At 70.0% G+C, this 20,304-nt stretch carries 20 protein-coding genes and 1 pseudogene; 13 read left to right on the forward strand and 8 right to left on the reverse strand.

All coding sequences use genetic code 11. The features are described 5' to 3' along the window. Window positions 1-117 precede the first annotated feature (117 nt). A complete protein-coding gene (locus QFZ76_RS34575) occupies window positions 118-285 on the reverse strand; it encodes a hypothetical protein (RefSeq protein ID WP_307677361.1) in 168 nt (55 codons plus the stop codon). 98 nt (window positions 286-383) lie between these two features. Here QFZ76_RS34575 and QFZ76_RS34580 point away from each other — a divergent pair, with 98 nt between their 5' ends. Both QFZ76_RS34580 and QFZ76_RS34585 read left to right on the forward strand, forming a co-directional pair. Further along, window positions 384-728 (forward strand): DUF3817 domain-containing protein, encoded by a 345-nt coding sequence (locus tag QFZ76_RS34580; protein WP_307677362.1) that lies wholly within the window; start codon window positions 384-386, stop codon window positions 726-728. After that, window positions 725-1,021, forward strand: a complete 297-nt coding sequence (locus QFZ76_RS34585; protein WP_266433699.1) for an MTH1187 family thiamine-binding protein — start codon at window positions 725-727, stop codon at window positions 1,019-1,021. Before QFZ76_RS34580 ends, QFZ76_RS34585 begins: the two co-directional genes overlap by 4 nt. 71 nt (window positions 1,022-1,092) lie before the next feature. Here QFZ76_RS34585 and QFZ76_RS34590 read toward each other — a convergent pair. After that, window positions 1,093-1,455, reverse strand: a pseudogene (locus QFZ76_RS34590) (Lrp/AsnC family transcriptional regulator); the annotation flags it as partial. Between the two features lie 46 nt (window positions 1,456-1,501). Here QFZ76_RS34590 and QFZ76_RS34595 point away from each other — a divergent pair. Next, a complete protein-coding gene (locus QFZ76_RS34595) occupies window positions 1,502-2,410 on the forward strand; it encodes an SMP-30/gluconolactonase/LRE family protein (protein ID WP_307677363.1) in 909 nt (302 codons plus the stop codon). A gap of 14 nt (window positions 2,411-2,424) precedes the next feature. On the opposite strand, the gene QFZ76_RS34600 is transcribed toward QFZ76_RS34595, so the two are convergent. Continuing rightward, on the reverse strand, window positions 2,425-3,405 hold the full coding sequence (locus tag QFZ76_RS34600) for a DUF5937 family protein (RefSeq protein WP_307677364.1): 981 nt from the start codon (window positions 3,403-3,405) through the stop codon (window positions 2,425-2,427). A gap of 85 nt (window positions 3,406-3,490) precedes the next feature. On the opposite strand from QFZ76_RS34600, the gene QFZ76_RS34605 reads away from it, so the two are divergent. From QFZ76_RS34605 to QFZ76_RS34620, 4 genes are all read left to right on the forward strand, one after another. Continuing rightward, entirely contained in the window at window positions 3,491-4,753 is a 1,263-nt protein-coding gene (locus QFZ76_RS34605; protein ID WP_307677365.1) for an MFS transporter, read from the forward strand. Window positions 4,754-4,785: 32 nt separating this feature from the next. Further along, the gene (locus tag QFZ76_RS34610; RefSeq protein WP_266433691.1) at window positions 4,786-5,295 is read left to right on the forward strand and encodes a MarR family winged helix-turn-helix transcriptional regulator; all 510 of its coding nucleotides are present in this window, start codon (window positions 4,786-4,788) and stop codon (window positions 5,293-5,295) included. A gap of 62 nt (window positions 5,296-5,357) precedes the next feature. Continuing rightward, window positions 5,358-5,696 carry a DUF3817 domain-containing protein gene (locus QFZ76_RS34615; RefSeq protein WP_266433689.1) on the forward strand — a complete coding sequence of 113 codons (339 nt, stop codon included), beginning with the start codon at window positions 5,358-5,360 and terminating at the stop codon, window positions 5,694-5,696. An 80-nt stretch (window positions 5,697-5,776) separates the two neighbouring features. Continuing rightward, on the forward strand, window positions 5,777-7,477 hold the full coding sequence (locus QFZ76_RS34620) for a methylmalonyl-CoA mutase (RefSeq protein WP_307677366.1): 1,701 nt from the start codon (window positions 5,777-5,779) through the stop codon (window positions 7,475-7,477). Here QFZ76_RS34620 and QFZ76_RS34625 read toward each other — a convergent pair. After that, window positions 7,474-8,130 (reverse strand): TetR/AcrR family transcriptional regulator, encoded by a 657-nt coding sequence (locus tag QFZ76_RS34625; protein ID WP_307677367.1) that lies wholly within the window; start codon window positions 8,128-8,130, stop codon window positions 7,474-7,476. The genes QFZ76_RS34620 and QFZ76_RS34625 overlap by 4 nt on opposite strands. A gap of 237 nt (window positions 8,131-8,367) precedes the next feature. Here QFZ76_RS34625 and QFZ76_RS34630 point away from each other — a divergent pair, with 237 nt between their 5' ends. From QFZ76_RS34630 to QFZ76_RS34645, 4 genes are all read left to right on the forward strand, one after another. After that, a complete protein-coding gene (locus QFZ76_RS34630; RefSeq protein ID WP_307677368.1) occupies window positions 8,368-9,354 on the forward strand; it encodes a tetratricopeptide repeat protein in 987 nt (328 codons plus the stop codon). Window positions 9,355-10,004: 650 nt separating this feature from the next. Beyond that, window positions 10,005-10,649, forward strand: coding sequence for a DUF6230 family protein (locus tag QFZ76_RS34635; RefSeq protein WP_307677369.1), 645 nt, complete (start codon window positions 10,005-10,007; stop codon window positions 10,647-10,649). A gap of 184 nt (window positions 10,650-10,833) precedes the next feature. Then, a complete protein-coding gene (locus QFZ76_RS34640) occupies window positions 10,834-11,427 on the forward strand; it encodes a DUF6114 domain-containing protein (protein WP_307677370.1) in 594 nt (197 codons plus the stop codon). After that, window positions 11,417-12,742, forward strand: coding sequence for a hypothetical protein (locus tag QFZ76_RS34645; RefSeq protein ID WP_307677371.1), 1,326 nt, complete (start codon window positions 11,417-11,419; stop codon window positions 12,740-12,742). The genes QFZ76_RS34640 and QFZ76_RS34645 overlap by 11 nt, the downstream gene beginning before the upstream one ends. A gap of 111 nt (window positions 12,743-12,853) precedes the next feature. Here the strand turns inward: QFZ76_RS34645 and pyk are convergent, their stop codons facing one another. The 3 genes from pyk to pta form a co-directional block, all read right to left on the reverse strand. Then, window positions 12,854-14,284: a pyruvate kinase gene (pyk, locus tag QFZ76_RS34650; protein WP_307677372.1), complete on the reverse strand. Its 1,431-nt coding sequence runs from the start codon at window positions 14,282-14,284 to the stop codon at window positions 12,854-12,856. Window positions 14,285-14,357: 73 nt separating this feature from the next. Beyond that, window positions 14,358-15,566, reverse strand: a complete 1,209-nt coding sequence (locus tag QFZ76_RS34655; protein WP_307677373.1) for an acetate kinase — start codon at window positions 15,564-15,566, stop codon at window positions 14,358-14,360. Next, the gene (pta, locus tag QFZ76_RS34660) at window positions 15,563-17,665 is read right to left on the reverse strand and encodes a phosphate acetyltransferase (protein ID WP_307677374.1); all 2,103 of its coding nucleotides are present in this window, start codon (window positions 17,663-17,665) and stop codon (window positions 15,563-15,565) included. The genes QFZ76_RS34655 and pta overlap by 4 nt, the downstream gene beginning before the upstream one ends. Before the next feature lie 211 nt (window positions 17,666-17,876). Between pta and QFZ76_RS34665 the strand changes: the two genes are divergently transcribed. Next, window positions 17,877-18,902 carry an ATP-dependent 6-phosphofructokinase gene (locus QFZ76_RS34665; protein WP_307677375.1) on the forward strand — a complete coding sequence of 342 codons (1,026 nt, stop codon included), beginning with the start codon at window positions 17,877-17,879 and terminating at the stop codon, window positions 18,900-18,902. A gap of 36 nt (window positions 18,903-18,938) precedes the next feature. Here the strand turns inward: QFZ76_RS34665 and QFZ76_RS34670 are convergent, their stop codons facing one another. Further along, window positions 18,939-19,646, reverse strand: coding sequence for an XRE family transcriptional regulator (locus QFZ76_RS34670; RefSeq protein ID WP_307677376.1), 708 nt, complete (start codon window positions 19,644-19,646; stop codon window positions 18,939-18,941). A 178-nt stretch (window positions 19,647-19,824) separates the two neighbouring features. Here QFZ76_RS34670 and QFZ76_RS34675 point away from each other — a divergent pair, with 178 nt between their 5' ends. Beyond that, window positions 19,825-20,280 (forward strand): PPOX class F420-dependent oxidoreductase, encoded by a 456-nt coding sequence (locus QFZ76_RS34675; protein ID WP_307677377.1) that lies wholly within the window; start codon window positions 19,825-19,827, stop codon window positions 20,278-20,280. Window positions 20,281-20,304 lie beyond the last annotated feature (24 nt).

Here is a 20,304-nt window from a genome sequence, read left to right on the forward strand (position 1 = left end):
GAGCCTGTGGGTGGAGAAAGACCCTGATCGCGCCCCTAAGGGCCACTGAGGGCCGTTCAGAGCCCCCAAGGGGTCAGTCGCTCGCCCCGGGGAGCCGGATGACGGCCTTCCCCTTGGTCAGGTCGACCGTGGACCACGGCGAAGATCCCCGTTGGCGGCGTGCAGCTGCTCGAACCCGGTCGCGGAGATCCGGCCCTGCCGCCCCGCGTTGCGCCAGTGCAGCACACCGGCCCGCCCGAGACGAACTGCATACGCGCTCCCCGGGTCGTCGGCAGCAGCTTCCACCCCCCGGCCGTCCTCCGCCCAGCTGTTTGCCACAATGGGGCGAACGTTTGTGCCTGGATTCACAAACCGTCCGACGTCTCTCCCACCGAAGGTGACCCGTGGACATCAAGACCGCCACCGCCCTCCGCCGCCTCCGCCTGGTCTCGGCCCCCGAGGCGATCTCGTTCCTTCTCCTGCTCGTCTGCTCGGTGCTGAAGCGGACCACGGACTTCGACGCGGTCCGCCCGATGGGGATGATCCACGGCGTCCTCTTCATCCTGTACGTGATCTTCTGGGCGGACGCCTGGAACCGTACGAAGTGGCCGCTGAAGACCGCCGCCCTCTACTTCGTCCTCTCCGTGCTGCCCACCGGCGGCTTCTTCGCCGAGCGCAAGCTCAGGCGTGAGACCGAGGACGCGGTCATCGCCTCCCGGGCCCGCCAGGAAAAGGCCGTGAAGGCATGATCGTCGCCTTCTCCGTGACGCCTCTGGGGGTCGGCGAGGACGTGGGGGAGTACGTCGCCGACGCCGTGAAGGTCGTCCGGGAGTCGGGCCTGCCCAACCGCACGGACGCGATGTTCACCTCGATCGAGGGCGAGTGGGACGAGGTGATGGACGTCGTCAAGCGAGCCGTGGCCGCCGTGGAGGCGCGGGCGCCGCGCGTGTCGCTGGTCCTCAAGGCGGACATCCGACCCGGAGTGACCGACGGTCTCACCTCCAAGGTGGAGACGGTCGAGCGGCACCTCGCCGAGCAGTAGTCCCACAGCAGGAGAGACCCCGGTCCCGCGCGGACCGGGGTTTCTCGTATGACAGGCCAGGCCGCCCGGTGCTACCCGGCGTCCAGCGGCCGCTCGAAGAAGGTCTCCAGGACCACCGTCGCCTGCGTTCCGCTGACCCCGTCGATCGCGTACAGGCGGCGCAGTACGTCCTGGAGCCGTTCCGTGGTCGCGGTGCGCACCTTCACCAGGACGGCCGCGCTGCCCGCGATGACGTGCGCCTCCTGGATCTCCGGCACGGCGGCGAGGTCCTCGGCCCGGTCGCCCATCCACGCCGTCGAGTCGACCAGGACGAAGGCGAGGACCCCGCGGTCGAGCGCCGCGGCATCGACGTCGACCGTCGTGGCGCGGATGACCCCCTGCTCGCGCAGCTTGCGCACGCGCTCGTGCGCGGCACCCGCCGACAGGCCGACCGCCGTATGTTGAACCAGATCCTGGTCATCATCTCGCCGAGAGGACGCCATGCCCGCCGACGGCCCGTACGAGATCCTGGACGACCGCTTCCGCACCGGACGCTGTGCGAACGGCGACAGCAGGCTGGAGGTCCTGCACGACGGCTGCCGCTGGGCCGAGGGCCCGCTGTACCTCCCCGCATGGCGCCAGCTGATCTGGAGCGACATCCCGAACGACCGCATCCTGCGCTGGGACGAGGCCACCGGCACGGTCGGCGTCTTCCGCGCCCCGGCCGGGTACAGCAACGGCAACACCCTCGACCGGCAGGGCCGCCTGGTCACCTGCGAGCAGGGCAACCGCCGGGTCACCCGCACCGAGCCCGACGGGACGGTGACCGTCCTCGCCGACCGCTACGCCGGCCAGCGGCTCAACAGCCCGAACGACTCCGTCGTACGCTCCGACGGCACCATCTGGTTCTCCGACCCGGACTTCGGCATCACCAGCGACTACGAGGGCCATCGCGCCGAATCCGAGATCGGCGCGTGCCACGTGTACCGCATCGACCCGACGACCGGCGAGGTCCACCTGGCCGCCGACGGGTTCGAGGGACCCAACGGCGTCATCCTGTCGCCCGACGAGCAGCGGCTGTACGTCTCCGACTCGCGGACCGCCCGGATCCACGTCTTCGACATCCGCGAGGACGGCACGCTCGCGGACGGGAAGGTCTTCGCCGAGGGCCGCGGCGACGTCCACTTCGACAACATCCGCTTCGACGACGAGGGCCGCCTGTGGGCCGCCGCCCTGGACGACGGCGTCCACTGCTACGACCCCGACGGCACCCTCATCGGCCGGCTGCGCGTGCCCGAGCCCGTCTCCAACGTGACCTTCGGCGGCCCGAAGAACAACCGCCTGTTCATCACGGCCACCACCTCCCTGTACTCGCTGGTGATGTCGGTGACGGGAGCGCCGCGCGTATAGGCCCGGCCTGGGGATCAGTCGCCCGCCGCCAGCGCCGTCCCCAGCGGCGTCCGCTCGTACAGCACCTGATGGCCGTAGCGCCGGGCGGTCAGCAGTCCCGCGTCGCGCAGGACCGTCAGGTGCGCCGACACCGACGACGGCGCGAGACCCAGCCGGTGGGCGAGCGCGGTCGTGGTGGCCGGTTCGTCGAGGGCGGTGAGGACGGCGGACCGGCCGCGGCCGAGGAGCCGTACGAGCGTGTCGCGGGTGCGGTCGGCGGGCTCGGCCCACAGGCCGCCGATGCCCCGGGCCGGATAGACGAGGGTCGGCTGCCAGGGCGGGTCGAAGCTGCTGACGATGTCCGGCCAGCTGAAGACGCTCGGCATCAGCACCAGGCCCTGCCCGCCCAGGTCCCGCTCGTGCTCGCCCCGCCACTCCACGGTCAGCGTGCCCGCGCTCCAGCCGCAGCGCCGGTTGATCTCCGGCAGCAGCCCGCCCAGGCCCACCTCCGCCAGCCGGCGCGAGTGGAACGCCACGTCCGCCTCCAGCAGGGCGCGCAGCCGCGGCCAGTCCGGCTCGATGAGGGTGTGCCAGACCTCCTCCAGCGCGTCGGACAGCTCCCGGACCATCCGCCCGGGATCACGCAGCCAGGTCTGTCCCCGGGGCGAGTCGAGCGCACCCGGGGTGTCCGCGAGCGAGCGGGCGGTGTCCTCCCGGGCCGCGTCCGGATCGGCGGCACGCACCGCGGCGATCTCCTCCTCGAACGAGGCGGCCGGTCCGGTCGGCGGCGGGCACAGCCAGTCCGGCGAGTGACCGCGCCGGGGCATCAGCAGCCACAGCGGAGCGAGGTCCAGCCCGGCGGCCGCCGTACGGATCCGGCGCAGCCAGTGCGCGTGATAGCCGTGCCGCTCGGGCCGCTTGAGCGTGCGCACCACCTCCTGCGTCTCCCACAGCGGCGACACGGCGAACCGGCAGCGGAGGAAGTCGTCCTCCCCGAAGTGCAGTCGCGACGGCACGGCCACCTCCTGACGAACATGCGCGAACATTCGGCCGGAACCGAAACTCTAGGGCCCGTCCCGTCGGGCGAGCACGCTGCTGCCCATGCCAGAACAGCTGTTGGACACTCCTGCGGCACCGCCCACCGGCTACGCCCGCCTCTTCACCGTCCGCGAGTTCCGCGCGGTCTTCGCCGCCCACGCGCTCTCCCTGCTCGGCCTGATCGTCAGCGAGGTCGCGCTGTCCGTCCTCGTCTACGACCTCACCGGCTCGCCCCTGATGAGCGCGCTGACGTTCGCGCTCGGGTTCCTGCCGTATCTGGTCGGCGGGACGCTGCTCGCGGGGATCGCCGACCGGTTCCCGGCCAGGCGGGTGCTCGTGGTGTGCGACCTGGTGTGCGCCGGGGGCGTCGCGCTGATGGTGACGCCGGGCGCCCCCATCGCCGTACTGCTCGCCCTGCGCTGCTGCGTGGCCGTCGTCTCGCCGGTGTTCCAGGGGACCCGGATGGCCACGCTCGCCGAGATCCTGGGCGACGGCGACCTGTTCGTGCTCGGCCGCTCGCTGCTGCGGATCGTCTCGCAGAGCGCGCTGCTCGTCGGCTTCGGGCTCGGCGGCCTGCTGCTCACCGTCGTCTCCCCGCGCCACGCCCTGCTGATCACCGTGGGCACCTTCTGCGCCTCGGCCGCACTGCTCCGCTTCGGCACGCGGCGCCGCCCGGCCCGCGCCGGGAACGGCGGCGCGCTGGTCAAGGACTCCCTCAAGGGCGCCCGGCAGGTGCTCGCCGACCGGCGGGTGCGGGTGCTGCTCCTGATGTTCTGGCTGCCACCGATGTTCTCCGTCGCTCCGGAGGCGCTGGCCGCCCCGTACGCCGACGACCTGGGCGTCGGCTCGGTCGGCCTCGGTCTGCTGATGTGCGCGCTGCCCGTCGGCACGATCGCCGGCGAGCTGTACGCGGGCTCCCGACTGCGCCCCGCCACGCGGGAGCGGATCGCCCTCCCGCTGCTCTGCTGCACGCTGCTGCCGTACCTCGGCTACGCGATCGGCCCCGGCCTCGCCGTCTCGCTGCTGCTCCTGGTGATCTCGGGGGCGGGGACGGCGTACACGCTGGGCCTGGACCAGTGGTTCGTGCGGGAGGTGCCGGAGGAACTGCGCGGGCGGGCCATGACCCTGATGACCGCCGGTCTGATGACGATCCAGGGAGTGGGCATGGCGCTCGCGGGTGTGGCGGCGGAGTTCGCCGGAGTGGCCGCCACGGTCACGGGAGCGGGAGTGCTGGGGGCGGTGTGCTGTGTGGTGCTGGCGCTGGAAGCCCGCCGGACCGAAGGCCTCGGACGGAGGGCCTCGGACCGAAGGGCGAGACGGGGCTGACCACGATGTGACCGGCCGGTAAGGTCTTTGCCGTGCCGAAGCCCCTCAGTCTCCCGTTCGATCCCATCTCCCGCGCCGACGAACTCTGGAAGCGGCGCTGGGGAAACGTGCCGTCCATGGCCGCGATCACCTCGATCATGCGCGCCCATCAGATCCTGCTCGCCGAGGTCGACGCGGTGGTCAAGCCGTACGGGCTGACGTTCGCGCGGTACGAGGCGCTCGTGCTGCTCACCTTCTCCAAGGCCGGTGAGCTGACCATGTCCAAGATCGGCGAGCGGCTCATGGTGCACCCCACCTCCGTGACGAACACCGTGGACCGGCTGGTGAAGTCGGGCCTGGTGGACAAGAAGCCCAACCCCAACGACGGGCGCGGCACGCTCGCCGTCATCACCGACAAGGGGCGCGAGGTGGTCGAGGCGGCGACCCGCGACCTGATGGCGATGGACTTCGGGCTCGGTGTGTACGACGCCGAGGAGTGCGCGGAGATCTTCGCGATGCTGAGGCCGCTGCGGGTGGCGGCGCACGACTTCGACGAGGACTGACCCGGCAGACGAGGGCCGACCCCGGGCAAGATCTCCCGAAGCGGATGGTTACGCTCGTACGCATGAAAAAGTCCGTGCTGACCCGCTACCGCGTCATGGCCTACGTCACCGGTGTGCTGCTGGTCCTGCTGACCCTGGGCGTGATCGCCAAGTACCTGCTCAAGATGGACGGGGCGGACGACTTCACCCGCGTCGTGGGCATCGCGCACGGCTGGCTGTACGTCGTCTACCTGGTCTTCGCGTTCGACCTGGGCTCGAAGGCGAAGTGGCCGGTCGCCAAGCAGCTGTGGGTGCTGCTGGCCGGGACGATCCCCACGGCCGCCTTCTTCGTGGAGCGGAAGATCAGCCGCGAACTGGAGGGGAAGACCGCCGAGGACTCTCCGGCGGTCGCCAAGGCGTAAGCGCTCGGCGCACCGCCGTACGGGTTCCGTACGGTGGTCAGCCATCGACATTTACTAGGATGTCCTAGTAAATTCGAAGCATGGACGCTGACGCGATCGAAGAGGGCCGCCGACGCTGGCAGGCCCGGTACGACGCTTCACGCACGCGTGAGGCGGACTTCACCACGCTCTCCGGTGACCCCGTGGAGCCGGTGTACGGGCCGAGGCCAGGGGACAGCTACGAGGGCTTCGAGCGGATCGGCTGGCCGGGGGAGTACCCCTTCACCCGCGGTCTGTACGCGACCGGCTACCGGGGACGCACCTGGACCATCCGGCAGTTCGCCGGGTTCGGGAACGCCGAACAGACCAACGAGCGCTACAAGATGATCCTCGCCAACGGCGGCGGCGGACTGTCCGTGGCCTTCGACATGCCGACCCTGATGGGCCGTGACTCCGACGACCCGCGCTCGCTCGGCGAGGTCGGGCACTGCGGCGTCGCCATCGACTCGGCCGCCGACATGGAGGTCCTGTTCAAGGACATCCCGCTGGGCGATGTCACCACCTCCATGACGATCTCCGGGCCCGCCGTGCCCGTCTTCTGCATGTACCTCGTCGCGGCCGAACGCCAGGGCATCGACCCCGGCGTCCTCAACGGCACCCTCCAGACGGACATCTTCAAGGAGTACATCGCCCAGAAGGAGTGGCTCTTCCAGCCCGAGCCGCACCTGCGCCTCATCGGCGACCTGATGGAGTACTGCGCGGCCGGCATCCCCGACTACAAGCCGCTGTCCGTCTCCGGCTACCACATCCGCGAGGCCGGCTCGACGGCCGCGCAGGAACTGGCGTACACGCTGGCGGACGGCTTCGGGTACGTGGAGCTGGGGCTGTCGCGCGGGCTCGACGTCGATGTCTTCGCCCCCGGCCTGTCCTTCTTCTTCGACGCGCACCTCGACTTCTTCGAGGAGATCGCCAAGTTCCGTGCGGCGCGCAGGATCTGGGCCCGCTGGATGCGGGACGTGTACGGGGCCCGTTCGGAGAAGGCGCAGTGGCTGCGCTTCCACACGCAGACCGCCGGGGTCTCGCTGACCGCCCAGCAGCCGTACAACAACGTGGTGCGTACGGCCGTGGAGGCGCTCGCAGCGGTCCTCGGGGGCACCAACTCCCTTCACACCAACGCCCTGGACGAGACCCTCGCGCTGCCTTCGGAGCAGGCCGCGGAGATCGCTCTGCGGACGCAGCAGGTGCTCATGGAGGAGACCGGCGTCGCCAACGTGGCCGACCCGCTGGGCGGTTCGTGGTACGTCGAGCAGCTGACGGACCGGATCGAGGCGGACGCCGAGAAGATCTTCGAACAGATCAGGGAGCGGGGGCTGCGGGCGCACCCGGACGGACAGCACCCCATCGGTCCGATCACCTCCGGCATCCTGCGCGGCATCGAGGACGGCTGGTTCACCGGCGAGATCGCCGAGTCGGCCTTCCAGTACCAGCGCGCCCTGGAGAAGGGCGACAAGCGGGTCGTGGGGGTGAACGTCCACCACGGTTCCGTGACCGGTGACCTGGAGATCCTGCGGGTCAGTCACGAGGTGGAGCGGGAGCAGGTGCGGGTGCTGGGGGCGCGTAAGGCGGGGCGGGACGAGGCGGGTGTGCGGGCTGCCCTGGACGCGATGCTCGGTGCCGCGCGGGACGGGTCGAACATGATCGGGCCGATGCTGGATGCGGTACGGGCCGAGGCGACGCTCGGGGAGATCTGCGGGGTGCTGCGGGAGGAGTGGGGGGTGTACACGGAGCCGGCGGGGTTCTAGGACCTACCTTCCGGGGTCGGAGCCGCGTCATGGTCCTCGCCCGCTCCGGCGAGGCCGAACAGCAGGATCCGGGCGAAGCTGCGCACCCACTCCTCGTCCGCCGGTTCCGCGCTCACCAGCGTCCGGTGGACCACGGCACCGGCGACCACGTCGAAGATCAGATCCACCGTGCGGGCGGCTTCCTCCGGATCCGATTCCGGGGGGAGCTCGCCGCGCTGCTGCGCGCGGGCCCGCCCCTCCAGGACCAGCCGCTTCTGGCGCTCCACGATCGAGGCCCGGATGCGTTCCCGCAGCGCCTCGTCCCGGATCGACTCCGCCACGACCGACATCAGGCCGCTCTTGGCCTCCGGCCGGGCCAGGATCGCCGCGTACTGCAGGACGACGCCCTCGATGTCGGCGGCGAGGGTGCCGCAGTCGGGGAGGCGGAGCTCGTCGAACAGTTCTGCCACCGCGTCGACGACGAGTTCGTTCTTGCCCGCCCAACGGCGGTAGAGGGTCGTCTTCGCGACCCCGGCCCTGGTGGCCACGTCCCCCAGGGTGAGCTTCGACCAGCCGAGCTCGACCAGGGCCTCCCGCGTCGCGGCCAGGATCGCGGTGTCCGCGGCGGCGCTGCGCGGACGCCCGGCACGGCTGGCGGGAGTGCGGCTCTGCATCCCCCGACCATAACCGGCCGTTCCCGTGTCGCCGTGAGGGAGATCACCGGACCGCGCTGTTCCGAAGGCACCGCGTGCCATTACGCTACGACTCGTAGCGAAAGCGCGTGACGGACGTACGCGCGCGACGCACACACGCACGGTGTGGGGTGGGGACCCCGGCGCCGGACACCCGAGAGTACGACCGGCTTTCACAACGCTTTTCACATGGGCGCGGGAACGGGGGAGGATGTACGCATGCAGCCACGGAACATGTCCATGAGCGGAGTCGTCGACCTCGCCGCGGTGAAGGCGGCCCAAGAGGCCAAGGCGAAGGCGGAACAGGCGCGGGCCGAGGCCGCCCGGCAGGGCGGCGGCGCCGGTGGGGTCTCGCCGGCCGATCTCGTCATCGATGTCGATGAGGCGGGGTTCGAGCAGGACGTCCTGCAGCGGTCCGCCGAAGTGCCCGTCGTCATCGACTTCTGGGCCGAGTGGTGCGAGCCCTGCAAGCAGCTGAGTCCCGTCCTGGAGCGGCTCGCCGTCGAGTACAACGGACGCTTCGTCCTCGCCAAGATCGACGTCGACGCCAACCAGATGTTGATGCAGCAGTTCGGGATCCAGGGGATCCCGGCGGTCTTCGCGGTGGTCGCCGGGCAGGCCCTGCCGCTCTTCCAGGGTGCCGCCCCCGAGACGCAGATCCGGGAGACCCTGGACCAGCTGGTGCAGGTCGCCGAGCAGCGCTTCGGGCTCACCGGTCTGACCGTCGACCCCGACGCCGAGCCGGGCGCGGGCGGGGACGCCCAGGCCGCTCCCGAGATGCCCGCGGGGCCGTACGACGCCCTCCTCGAAGCCGCTGTACGCGCCCTGGACGCCGGGGACTTCGGCGGTGCGGTGCAGGCGTACAAGAACGTACTGAGCGACGACCCGGGCAACAGCGAGGCCAAACTGGGCCTGGCCCAGGCCGAGTTGCTCCATCGCGTGCAGGGCCTCGACCCGCAGCAGGTGCGCAAGGACGCCGCCGAGAAGCCGGCCGACTCCGAGGCGCAGATCGCCGCCGCCGACCTGGATCTGGTGGGCGGACATGTCGAGGACGCGTTCGGGCGGCTCATCCAGACCGTGCAGCGCACTGTGGGTGACGATCGGGATGCCGTACGTCTTCGGCTGCTGGAGCTGTTCGAGGTGGTCGGCGGCGACGACCCGCGGGTGGCGGCGGCGCGCAGGGCCCTTGCGCGCGCCCTGTTCTGACCGGGGCGGGAGCCCGGTTCTGACCAGTCCCTAAACATCACGGCATGTGATGCACGAGTGAAAGATTGGCCGATCTGGGGCCAGTGCGGCCGCGCTTTACCAAATCTTGGTAATCGCGGCCGCTGTTACTTGGAGTAAGTCGCGGGCGTTGATCTGTCGGAATCTGTCCAACGATCAATGTTTTTGTCCGGCGACCATCTGACACCCAGCGTTGTCGACCGAGACCAGCGGGTCGTTGTTCGGTTATCCGGCCGTTACTAGCGAGTAACGAACCCCCTTGTGTCGACGGCGAGAATGGACCACGATCGGCGACGCTCGGTCCATTCCCGTACCCCGACAGCCGGTTGGGACGACGGGAACCCAGGGTCCCCACCGAGTAGGGCCGACGGCAGTGGAGTCGGCCCTTGGGCAGGGGGGTCTTCGCCGTTTCGGCGAAGCCTGTCCAGCAAGGTTGTGCGTGATGCGTGTCAGGCGCGACCAGTGGTTGTCGCTCGGGGGTGATCGCCGGTGATTCGGGTGCGGTTCGCGCCTCCGAGCGCGGGCGCTCCCCTTCCCGAGGACGTAGCACTTCTCCCATCCCTGCCCGGCTGAGCCGTCGCTTCGACAGGGGCAGTCAGGGCCAGGAGATGTACGTCCGAGAAGGAGGAAATATGGAGTCCCAGGTGCGTGGCGGGACCAGATGGAAGCGGTTCGCTGTGGTCATGGTGCCCAGCGTCGCCGCGGCCGCGGCTGTGGGTGTCGGGCTGGCGCAGGGTGCGCTGGCAGCGTCGTTCAGTGTGTCGGGCCAGCAGTTCAAGGTGTCGGTCGCGGACCTGCACGGTGAGGGTTTCGCCCAGTACGGCGGCATCGACACCGTCTACACCTCGACCGCAGGTGACAAGAAGACGCAGGTTCCCGTCGCCATCTCGTCGTTCGACGACGCGACGCTCACCAAGATGTGTCAGTCGGTCAAGACGGAGATCCCTCTCATAGGCAAGACGATCTACCTTCGTCTTGACGCGGGCAGGGACCCGAAGAAGCCGGTCACGGCGCACAACCTCTACATCGACATGTCGCAGCTCGACGCCGATGCAGAGTTCAAGAACATCGACATCGGTGTGGCCGTTCAGGACAAGACCCGTGGTCCTGCCGTGAAGGACACGAAGACGACGCTGCCGGGCGGGTTCGCCCAGCAGGCGGAGTCGGCCGACCTGTCGGACGTCGAGCAGACGGCGTGGGCGACCTCGGCCGGCACGTTCAAGCTGAGCGGCCTGTCGATGAAGCTCGGCACCGACCCCAAGATGGAGTGCTTCTGACGGCTGAGGCCGTAGGGGCGCTCTCGGACAGCTGAGCTGCCGAGGGGGCGGGGAAGCACGTGCTTCTCCGCCCCGCATGCCAGTCCGCCGCCCGACGGCGGACACCAAACTCAGACTTTCCGGCTTCTCCACGCCAACGGCCGAGCCGGTACGTACTCCAACCGGACCCAGGGAGCTGTTTTCCATGAGTGCCGAGACTCCGGTCCAGAGCGCCGGGACGTTCGCCCGGTTGCGCCTGCGATTCCGGGCCTGGCGGGGCACCCGGCCGTTCTGGGCAGGTCTGTTCACCCTGCTCGGCGGCGTGCCGATCGCCTACTTCCCGTACGCCACCCTCAAGTTGGGCACCATGTCGGTCGCCATGGCGACCACCGCGGGTGCCGGCTCCCTCATCATCGGCGTACTGCTGGTCACGCTGGGCCTGACCATGTGGTTCCAGCATGCGACGCGCGTCTTCGCGGGCGTCGCGGCGATCGTCCTCGCCCTGGTCTCGCTGGTGGTCTCCAACATCGGCGGCTTCGTCATCGGCTTCCTGCTCGCGATGCTCGGCGGCGCGCTCGCCGTCTCGTGGGCGCCGGGCAAGCCGAAGGCGGAGGGCGCCGGACCGCACGAGGCAGAGCAGGGCCCCTCCAACGAAGGTGCCGTGGAGACCGCTCCCGACGGTGCCGTGGGTGAGCCGGGTGCGCCGTACTACGCGCAGAACCCCGCGACCGACGGACCGGCGGACCGGACACCCGAAGCTGCCGCCGCCGACTCGAACGGGGGGTACCGTGTCGGCTGACGAAAGCCATGGCGCGGGCCCCGAGGTGTCGACCGGGGTCAGAACGGGCCCCCGTCACGCGGCGCCCAAGAAGCCGCTGTTCACCAGGTTCCACATGCCGGCCGGCAAGGCGATAGCCATGGCGGCGATGCCGACGGCGGTCCTCATGGGCATCGGGTTCACGCCGACGCTCGCCCTCGCCGACGAGCAGCCGAGCTCGAAGAGCCTCACGGCCGACGAGTACAAGGACTGCCTCGCGGCCATCGACGAGGACGGCGCGTCCGCGTCGCCCACGCCGTCGCCGTCCGCCTCGTCGAGCGACGAGGCGTCGACGGACGAGGACAAGGGTGAGTCGGCCGAGCCGTCCCCCTCTGCCTCCGCGTCCTCGGACTCGAACTCGGGCTCGGGGGACGCCTCTTCGCCGGATTCAGGTTCCGACGACAAGGCCGACCCCACCCCGTCCGCCTCGGCCTCGCCGAGCAAGGAGGGCAACTCCTCCGGCGACACCGCCACGGCGAGCCCCTCGCCGTCCGACAGCGGGGGCAACCTGCTGGAGGACATAGGAGATGCAATCACCGGCATCTTCACCGGTGGTGACAAGGCGTCGGAGAGCGCGAGCCCGACTCCGTCGGCGACGCCCTCCGCATCCGCCTCCGCGTCGGAGAGCGCGGACAAGGACGCCTCCGACGCCGTCAAGGAGACGACCGAGAAGGTCACCGGCACGGTCGACGACACCGTGAAGGACACGACCGACACGGCGTCCAAGGCGGCCGAGGACACCACGAAGGCGGTGGAGGAAGCGGCCGAGGACGCCGCTGACGCCACGGCCACGCCCAGCCCCTCCGCGAGCCCCACCACGGCCGCCGAGGACTGCCCGGTCGCCACCGAGGCCGAGGGCGACGTCGACAACAAGGTGCTGGTGGCGGACAACCCCTGGTACCTGGAGGCCAGTTCGCTGACCCTCAAGGGGGCGGACTACCAGGGCGTCGTCGAGGTGAAGACGGCCAGCGGCAAGATCAAGAAGGTCCTGAAGTACGTCGTCTCCGACGGCACCGACATCGGCGACCTGCACCAGCTCGTCAAGGAGTACGGCAAGACCTACCACGTGCAGGCTGAGAAGGGCTCGACCTCCACGATCACCGACGGCGACACGGTGATGTACACCGAGAGCATCTCCGGCAACCTGTTCGGCCTGATCCCGATCACGTTCGACCCGGAGCACCCGCCGCCGCTGAACATCCCGCTGGTCTACTTCACCAACGTGAAGATCACCCAGGCCGCCCAGTTCGGCGGAACGCTGCATGTCCCCGGGATGCAGCAGTACACGACCGACTGAGGCCGGCACGGCCGCCACAAGCCCGTTCGGGAGCCGCACACAGCTGAGGGCGCCCCCTGGCCACAGGGGGCGCCCTCAGCGCCGTACAAGGCCCTTGCGGGGCCTGGAGGATCAGTCGCGGGCGGCCTCGCCCAGGTGGTGCACCCGGAGCATGTTGGTCGTGCCGGAGACGCCGGGGGGCGAGCCGGCGGTGATGATGACGATCTCGCCCGGGTTGAAGCGGTTGGTCTTGGTGATCTCCTGGTCGACCAGGTCGACCATCTCGTCGGTGCTGTTCACGAACGGCACGACGTGCGACTCGACGCCCCAGCTGAGCGTGAGCTGGTTGCGGGTGCCCTCGTCCGTGGTGAACGCGATGATCGGCTGGACCGCGCGGTAGCGCGAGAGGCGGCGGGCGGTGTCGCCGGACTGGGTGAAGGCCACCAGGCCCCGGCCGCCGAGGAAGTCGGCGATCTCGCAGGCGGCACGGGCGACCGAACCACCCTGCGTACGCGGCTTCTTGCCGGGGACCAGCGGCTGCAGGCCCTTCGACATCAGCTCCTGCTCCGCCGCCGTGACGATCTTCGACATCGTCTTCACGGTCTCGACCGGGTAGGCGCCCACGCTCGACTCCGCCGACAGCATGACCGCGTCCGCGCCGTCCAGGATCGCGTTGGCCACGTCGGAGGCCTCGGCGCGGGTCGGACGGGAGTTGGTGATCATCGACTCCATCATCTGGGTCGCCACGATCACCGGCTTGGCGTTGCGCCGGCACAGCTCGATCAGGCGCTTCTGCACCATGGGGACCTTCTCGAGCGGGTACTCGACGGCCAGGTCGCCACGGGCCACCATCACGGCGTCGAACGCCGCGACGACGTCCTCCATGTTCTGCACCGCCTGCGGCTTCTCCACCTTGGCGATGACGGGGACCCGGCGGCCCTCCTCGTCCATCACCTTGTGGACGTCCGCGACGTCCTTCGCGTCCCGCACGAAGGACAGCGCGACCATGTCGCAGCCCATGCGCAGCGCGAAGCGCAGGTCCTCGATGTCCTTCTGGGACAGTGCCGGCACGTTCACGGCCGCGCCGGGGAGGTTGATGCCCTTGTGGTCGGAGACGACACCGCCCTCGATGACGATGGTCTTGACCCGGTGGCCTGCGACCTCGGTGACCTTCAGCTCGACGTTGCCGTCGTTGATGAGGATCGGGTCGCCCTTGGTCACGTCACCGGGCAGGCCCTTGTAGGTCGTGCCGCAGATCTGCTTGTCACCGGGGACGTCCTCGGTGGTGATGACGAACTCGTCACCGCGCTCCAGCTCGACCGGGCCCTCGGCGAAGGTCTCCAGCCGGATCTTCGGGCCCTGCAGGTCGGCGAGGACACCGATGGCACGGCCGGTCTCCTTGGACGCGGCCCGGACGCGGTCGTACCGCCCCTGGTGCTCGGCGTGCGAGCCGTGGCTGAAGTTGAAGCGGGCCACATTCATGCCGGCTTCGATCAGGGCGACAAGCTGCTCGTGGGAGTCGACCGCGGGGCCGAGAGTACAGACGATTTTCGAACGGCGCATGGGGCGATCCTATCGGTTTGTTTCGCTACGGAATATTCCGTCTGGTGGAAGATACAAATGGGCGGATGGGCGCTCAGTTGTTCTTTTCCACCAGTGCATAAGTCTGAGTGGCGATTTCCAGTTCTTCGTCCGTCGGCACCACGGCGACCGCCACGCGCGCGTGGGCGGGCGAGACCAGCCGCGGCTCGTCACTGCGTATCGCGTTCAGCTCGCCGTCCACCACCGGGCCCAGCTCCTCCAGGCCCGCCACGGCGGCCTCCCGCACCGGCGCCGCGTTCTCGCCGACCCCGGCCGTGAACGCGATCGCGTCCACCCGGCCGAGCACCGCGTAATAGGCGCCGATGTACTTCTTCAGGCGGTGAATGTAGATGTCGAAGGCCAGCTGTGCCTGTTCGTCACCCGCGTCGACCCTGCGGCGGATCTCCCGCATGTCGTTGTCCCCGCACAGACCGATCAATCCGCTCTTCTTGTTGAGAAGAGTGTCGATCTCGTCCGTGGACATTTTGCCAACGCGCATCAAATGGAAGATGACGGCCGGGTCCATGTCTCCGGAGCGCGTACCCATCACGAGTCCCTCCAAAGGCGTCAGCCCCATGGAGGTGTCGACGCACTTCCCGCCTCGTACGGCGGACGCGGACGCCCCGTTGCCGAGGTGCAGCACGATCACGTTCACCTCTTCCGGCGACTTCCCCAGCAGCTGGGCCGTAGCCCGGGAGACGTACGCGTGCGAGGTCCCGTGGAAGCCGTAGCGCCGGATCCGGTGCTCGTCGGCGGTCTTCACGTCGATCGCGTAGCGGGCGGCCGACTCCGGCATCGTGGTGTGGAAGGCGGTGTCGAAGACGGCGACCTGGGGGAGGTCCGGGCGCAGCGCCTGGGCCGTGCGGATGCCGGTCAGGTTGGCCGGGTTGTGCAGCGGGGCCACCGGTATCAGCCGTTCGATCTCGGCGAGCACGGCGTCGTCGATCACGGTCGGCTCGGTGAAGTGCTTGCCGCCGTGCACCACCCGGTGCCCGATCGCGGCCAGTTCGGGGGAGTCGAGGCCGAGCCCGTCCCGCGACAACTCCTCCGCCACCGCCTTCAGCGCGGCCTCGTGGTCGGCGATCGGGCCGGTCCACTCGCGGGTCCGCCCGCTCTCGACGGGCGTGTGCTTCAGCCGGGAGCTCTCCTCGCCGATGCGCTCGACGAGCCCCACGGCCAGCCGGCTGCTGTCCCGCATGTCGAGCAGCTGGTACTTCACCGACGAGGAGCCGGAGTTGAGGACGAGGACACGGGTGGAGCTCACTGGGCGCTTGCCTTCTCGATCGGGGCCGGGGCGGGGGACTGGGCCTGGATGGCGGTGATGGCGACGGTGTTCACGATGTCCTGGACGAGCGCGCCCCGGGACAGGTCGTTGACCGGCTTGCGCAGACCCTGCAGCACCGGCCCGACCGCGATCGCGCCGGCCGACCGCTGCACGGCCTTGTATGTGTTGTTGCCGGTGTTGAGGTCCGGGAAGATCAACACGCTGGCCAGGCCGGCGACTTCGGAGCCCGGCAGCTTGGTCTCGGCGACCGACGGCTCGACGGCGGCGTCGTACTGGATCGGCCCCTCGATCTTCAGGTCGGACCGCCGCGAGCGCACCAGCTCGGTCGCCTCGCGCACCTTGTCCACGTCGGCGCCCGAGCCGGACGTGCCGGTCGAGTACGACAGCATCGCGATCCGCGGCTCCACACCGAACTGACCGGCGGTGGCGGCCGACTGGATGGCGATGTCGGCGAGCTGCTCCGCGTTCGGGTCGGGGTTCACCGCGCAGTCGCCGTAGACGAGGACCTTGTCGGCCAGGCACATGAAGAACACGGACGACACGATGTCGGCGTCCGGCTTCGTCTTGATGATCTCGAAGGCGGGGCGGATGGTCGCGGCCGTGGAGTGCACCGAGCCCGACACCATGCCGTCGGCGAGGCCCTCCTGGACCATCAGCGTGCCGAAGTAGTTCACGTCGGAGACGACGTCGTACGCCAGCTCCACCGTGACGCCCTTGTGGGCCCGCAGGGCCGCGTACTTCTCTGCGAAGGAGTCGCGCAGCTCGCTGGTGGCCGGGTCGATCAGCTGGGCGTCGCCCAGGTCGATGCCGAGGTCGGCGGCCTTCTTGCGGATCTGGTCGACCGGACCGAGCAGGGTCAGGTCGCAGACCCCGCGGCGCAGCAGCACCTCGACGGCGTGCAGGACGCGCGCCTCGGTGCCTTCGGGCAGCACGACGCGGCGCTTGTCCGAGCGGGCCTGCTCCAGGAGCTTGTGCTCGAACATCATCGGCGTGAGGCGGTCGCTGCTCGGAGCGGAGACGCGCCGGTCGATCTCGGCGGTGTCGGCGTACCGCTCGAAGAGGCCGAGCGCGGTCTCCGCCTTGCGCGGGGTCGCCGCGTTCAGCTTCCCCTCCAGGGAGAAGAGTTCGGCGGCGGTGGGGAAGCTGTTGCCGGGCACCGAGAGCACGGGGGTGCCGGGGGCGAGGCGGGCGGCGAGGGTCAGGACGGCGTCGCTCGGCACCTCGTTCAGGGTGAGCAGGACGCCCGCTATCGGCGGGGTGCCGGCGCTGTGCGCGGCCAGCGAGCCGACCACCAGGTCGGCGCGGTCGCCGGGGGTGACGACCAGGCAGCCCGGGGTCAGGGCGCCCAGGAAGTTCGGCAGCATCGCCCCGCCGAAGACGAAGTCCAGCGCGTCCCGGGCGAGCCCCGAGTCGTCCCCGAGGACGACCCTGGCGCCCAGCGCGTGGGAGACCTGGGCGACGGTCGGCGCGGAGAGGGCGGGCTCGTCCGGCAGGACGTAGCAGGGTACGGGGAGCCGGCTGTCGAGCTGCTCGGCGATCTTGTCCCGGTCCTCGCGGGCGACCCGGTTGGTGACCATGGCGAGGACGTCGCAGCCGAGGGCCTCGTACGCCCGGTAGGCGTTGCGGGTCTCGGCGAGCACGGACTCGGCGGTCTGCTTACGGCCGCCGACCACCGGGATCACGGAGGCGCCGAACTCGTTCGCCAGCCGGGCGTTGAGGGACAGCTCGTCGGGGAACTGCGTGTCGGCGTAGTCGGTGCCGAGGACGAGGACGACGTCGTAGTCCCGCGCGACCCGGTGGAAGCGGTCGACCAGCGTCGACACCAGCTCGTCGGCGCCGCGCTCGGCCTGCAGGGCGGACGCCTCGTGGTAGTCCATGCCGTAGACGGTGCCCGGGTCCTGGGACAGTCGGTAGCGGGCCCGGAGCAGCTCGAACAGGCGATCGGGGTCGTCGTGGACCAGGGGACGGAACACACCCACCCGGTCCACCTGCCGGGTCAGGAGTTCCATGACCCCCAGCTCGACGACCTGACGGCCGTCGCCGCGGTCGATACCGGTCACGTACACGCTGCGGGTCACGCGTGCTCTCCGTTTCGTGGGTGGTCGCCTTGCCTGGGCGGCTTTCGGTGCTGTCATAAAAATCGCCCACCGAGGTGAGCAGAACCCTCTTGACAATACCTCCCACGATAGATAAGGCGCCCGTCAGGATCGGATGCGGCGCCCACCTGCCGGACGTGAAAGAATCGGACTCGGCTCACCGGTATCAACAGCGAGCAGGAGACACAGCACGATGCGCATCGGAGTGCTCACCGCAGGCGGCGACTGCCCCGGCCTGAACGCCGTGATCCGGTCGGTCGTGCACCGAGCGGTCGACAATTACGGCGACGAGGTCCTGGGCTTCGAGGACGGATACGCGGGTCTGCTGGACGGCCGCTACCGCTCCCTTGACCTGAACGGCGTCAGCGGCATCCTGGCCCGCGGCGGCACCATCCTCGGCTCCTCCCGCCTGGAACGGGACCGGCTGCGCGAGGCCTGCGGGCACCTCGCCGAGGAAGCCCGCGACTTCGGCATCGACGCCCTGATCCCGATCGGCGGCGAGGGCACGCTGACGGCCGCGCGGATGCTGTCCGACGCGGGTCTGCCGGTGGTCGGCGTCCCGAAGACCATCGACAACGACATCTCCTCCACCGACCGCACCTTCGGCTTCGACACCGCGGTCGGTGTCGCCACCGAGGCGATGGACCGCCTCAAAACCACCGCCGAGTCCCACCAGCGCGTCATGGTCGTCGAGGTCATGGGCCGGCACGCGGGCTGGATCGCCCTGGAGTCCGGAATGGCGGCCGGCGCCCACGGCATCTGCCTGCCCGAGCGCCCCTTCGACCCGGCCGACCTGGTCAAGATGGTCGAGGAGCGCTTCTCCCGCGGCAAGAAGTTCGCCGTGGTCTGCGTCGCCGAGGGCGCCCACCCCGCCGAGGGCACCATGGACTACGGCAAGGGCGCGATCGACCAGTTCGGCCACGAGCGCTTCCAGGGCATCGGCACCGCACTGGCCTACGAGCTGGAGCGCCGCCTCGGCAAGGAGGCCAAGCCGGTCATCCTCGGCCACGTCCAGCGCGGCGGCACGCCGACCGCGTTCGACCGCGTCCTCGCCACCCGCTTCGGCTGGCACGCGGTGGAGGCCGCGCACCGGGGTGACTTCGGCCGGATGACCGCGCTCAAGGGCAACGACATCGTGATGGTGCCGCTGGCGGAGGCCGTGACCGAGCTGAAGACGGTGCCGAAGGACCGGATGCTCGAGGCGGAGTCGGTCTTCTAGGCCGGTCCGACCGTCCTGTGCCGCGACTGCTCCGGACTATCCGGTGCGGTCGCGGACCGTGGACCAGAAGTGGTCCACGATCCGGTCGAGGAAGTCCTGGCCGGCCCCGACCGTGCGATCGCTGTCGCCGCCCCAGCTGAGCGTGGCGACCATCTGCCCCTGGTACTCCCGGTGCAGCTCCTGGAGGGTGTCCTCCACCAGGCGCCGGTCCAGGGGCACGAGCTTGGCGACCGGGCGGACGTAGCCCTGCCAGCGGGTGGTGACGGCGCTGCGCAGGTGCTCGGCGAGTCGTGCCTCACGGCCCGTGACGGTGACGAAGTCCGGGAGCGACAGGTCGAGCAGGTCGGCGAGCGCGGCGGACTGACGGTCGGTGCCGCGCCATTCGTCGTGCTCCTCCATGTGGAGATAGGCGAGGAGTTCGAGCCCGACGCCGCGCGCGACGTCCTCGGGCGCGAGACCGCGCGTGACGCGGTGCTCGCGCAGGGTCCGCGGCCGGTCGATGAGTTCGCCGGGGGAACACCACAACACGCCCGCGAGAGCGGTGAGTTCGGGACTGGTGGGAGAGGCGGCCCCGCGCTCCCAGGCGATGACGAGGTCCGGGGTCACATAGGGCAGCCCGAACGAGGCCCGCATGCCGTAGGCGACATGCTCGGGCCCCATGCTGAGCGCGGCACGGAGTCTGCGGGCGGCGGGGGCGTTGAACGGGGGACCGGGCTGGCTGGGGAGAGCTGGGGGTCGGCGCACGGGCCACAACGTAGGGGCACGAAACTGCGTTGACTACGGTCTGTTCGGCCAGGATCACGGATTGTAGGAACGTACGGTTCCGGCCGTCTGTTCGGGGTGGCCGAAGATCGCCTGTCGCCTGTCGGCGAGGGGTGGCGAGGATGGCGGCGGGCCGTCCGGACGGGCGCCCGGGAGGAGCGTGGCTTTCGTGTACGAGGTGAATGGCAAGGTAGAGGGGCATATTCGCGAGCGTCTGCTGGCGCCGAACTTCTGGCACCTCGCGACGGTCGGCCAGGACGGCACTCCGCAGATCTCGCCCATGTGGGCGGACATCGAAGGTGAGTACGTCATGGTCAACACGGCGATCGGCCGTGTGAAGGAGGAGAACCTGCGGCGCAATCCGAACGTTTCCCTCTCCCACCACGACCCCGACAACCCGTACGACCGTGTCGAGATCCGGGGCCGGGTCGTCCGGTTCGTGGAGGGGGAGGAGGCCGAGCGCTCGATGGACCGGCTCACCCGGAAGTACATCGGCGAGGACCGCTACCCGTGGCTGCTCCCCGGCGAGCGACGGGTGATGCTGCTGATCGAGCCGGTGCGGGTGCGCCGGGTGGTGGGAGTGGAGCCGTTCCGGCCGGGGGTGCTGCCGGAATGAGGCGGGCCGGGGTGCTCCCGCAGC

Origin of the sequence: Streptomyces sp. V4I2 (assembly GCF_030817655.1) — a bacterium.
Taxonomy (GTDB): domain Bacteria; phylum Actinomycetota; class Actinomycetes; order Streptomycetales; family Streptomycetaceae; genus Streptomyces; species Streptomyces plumbiresistens.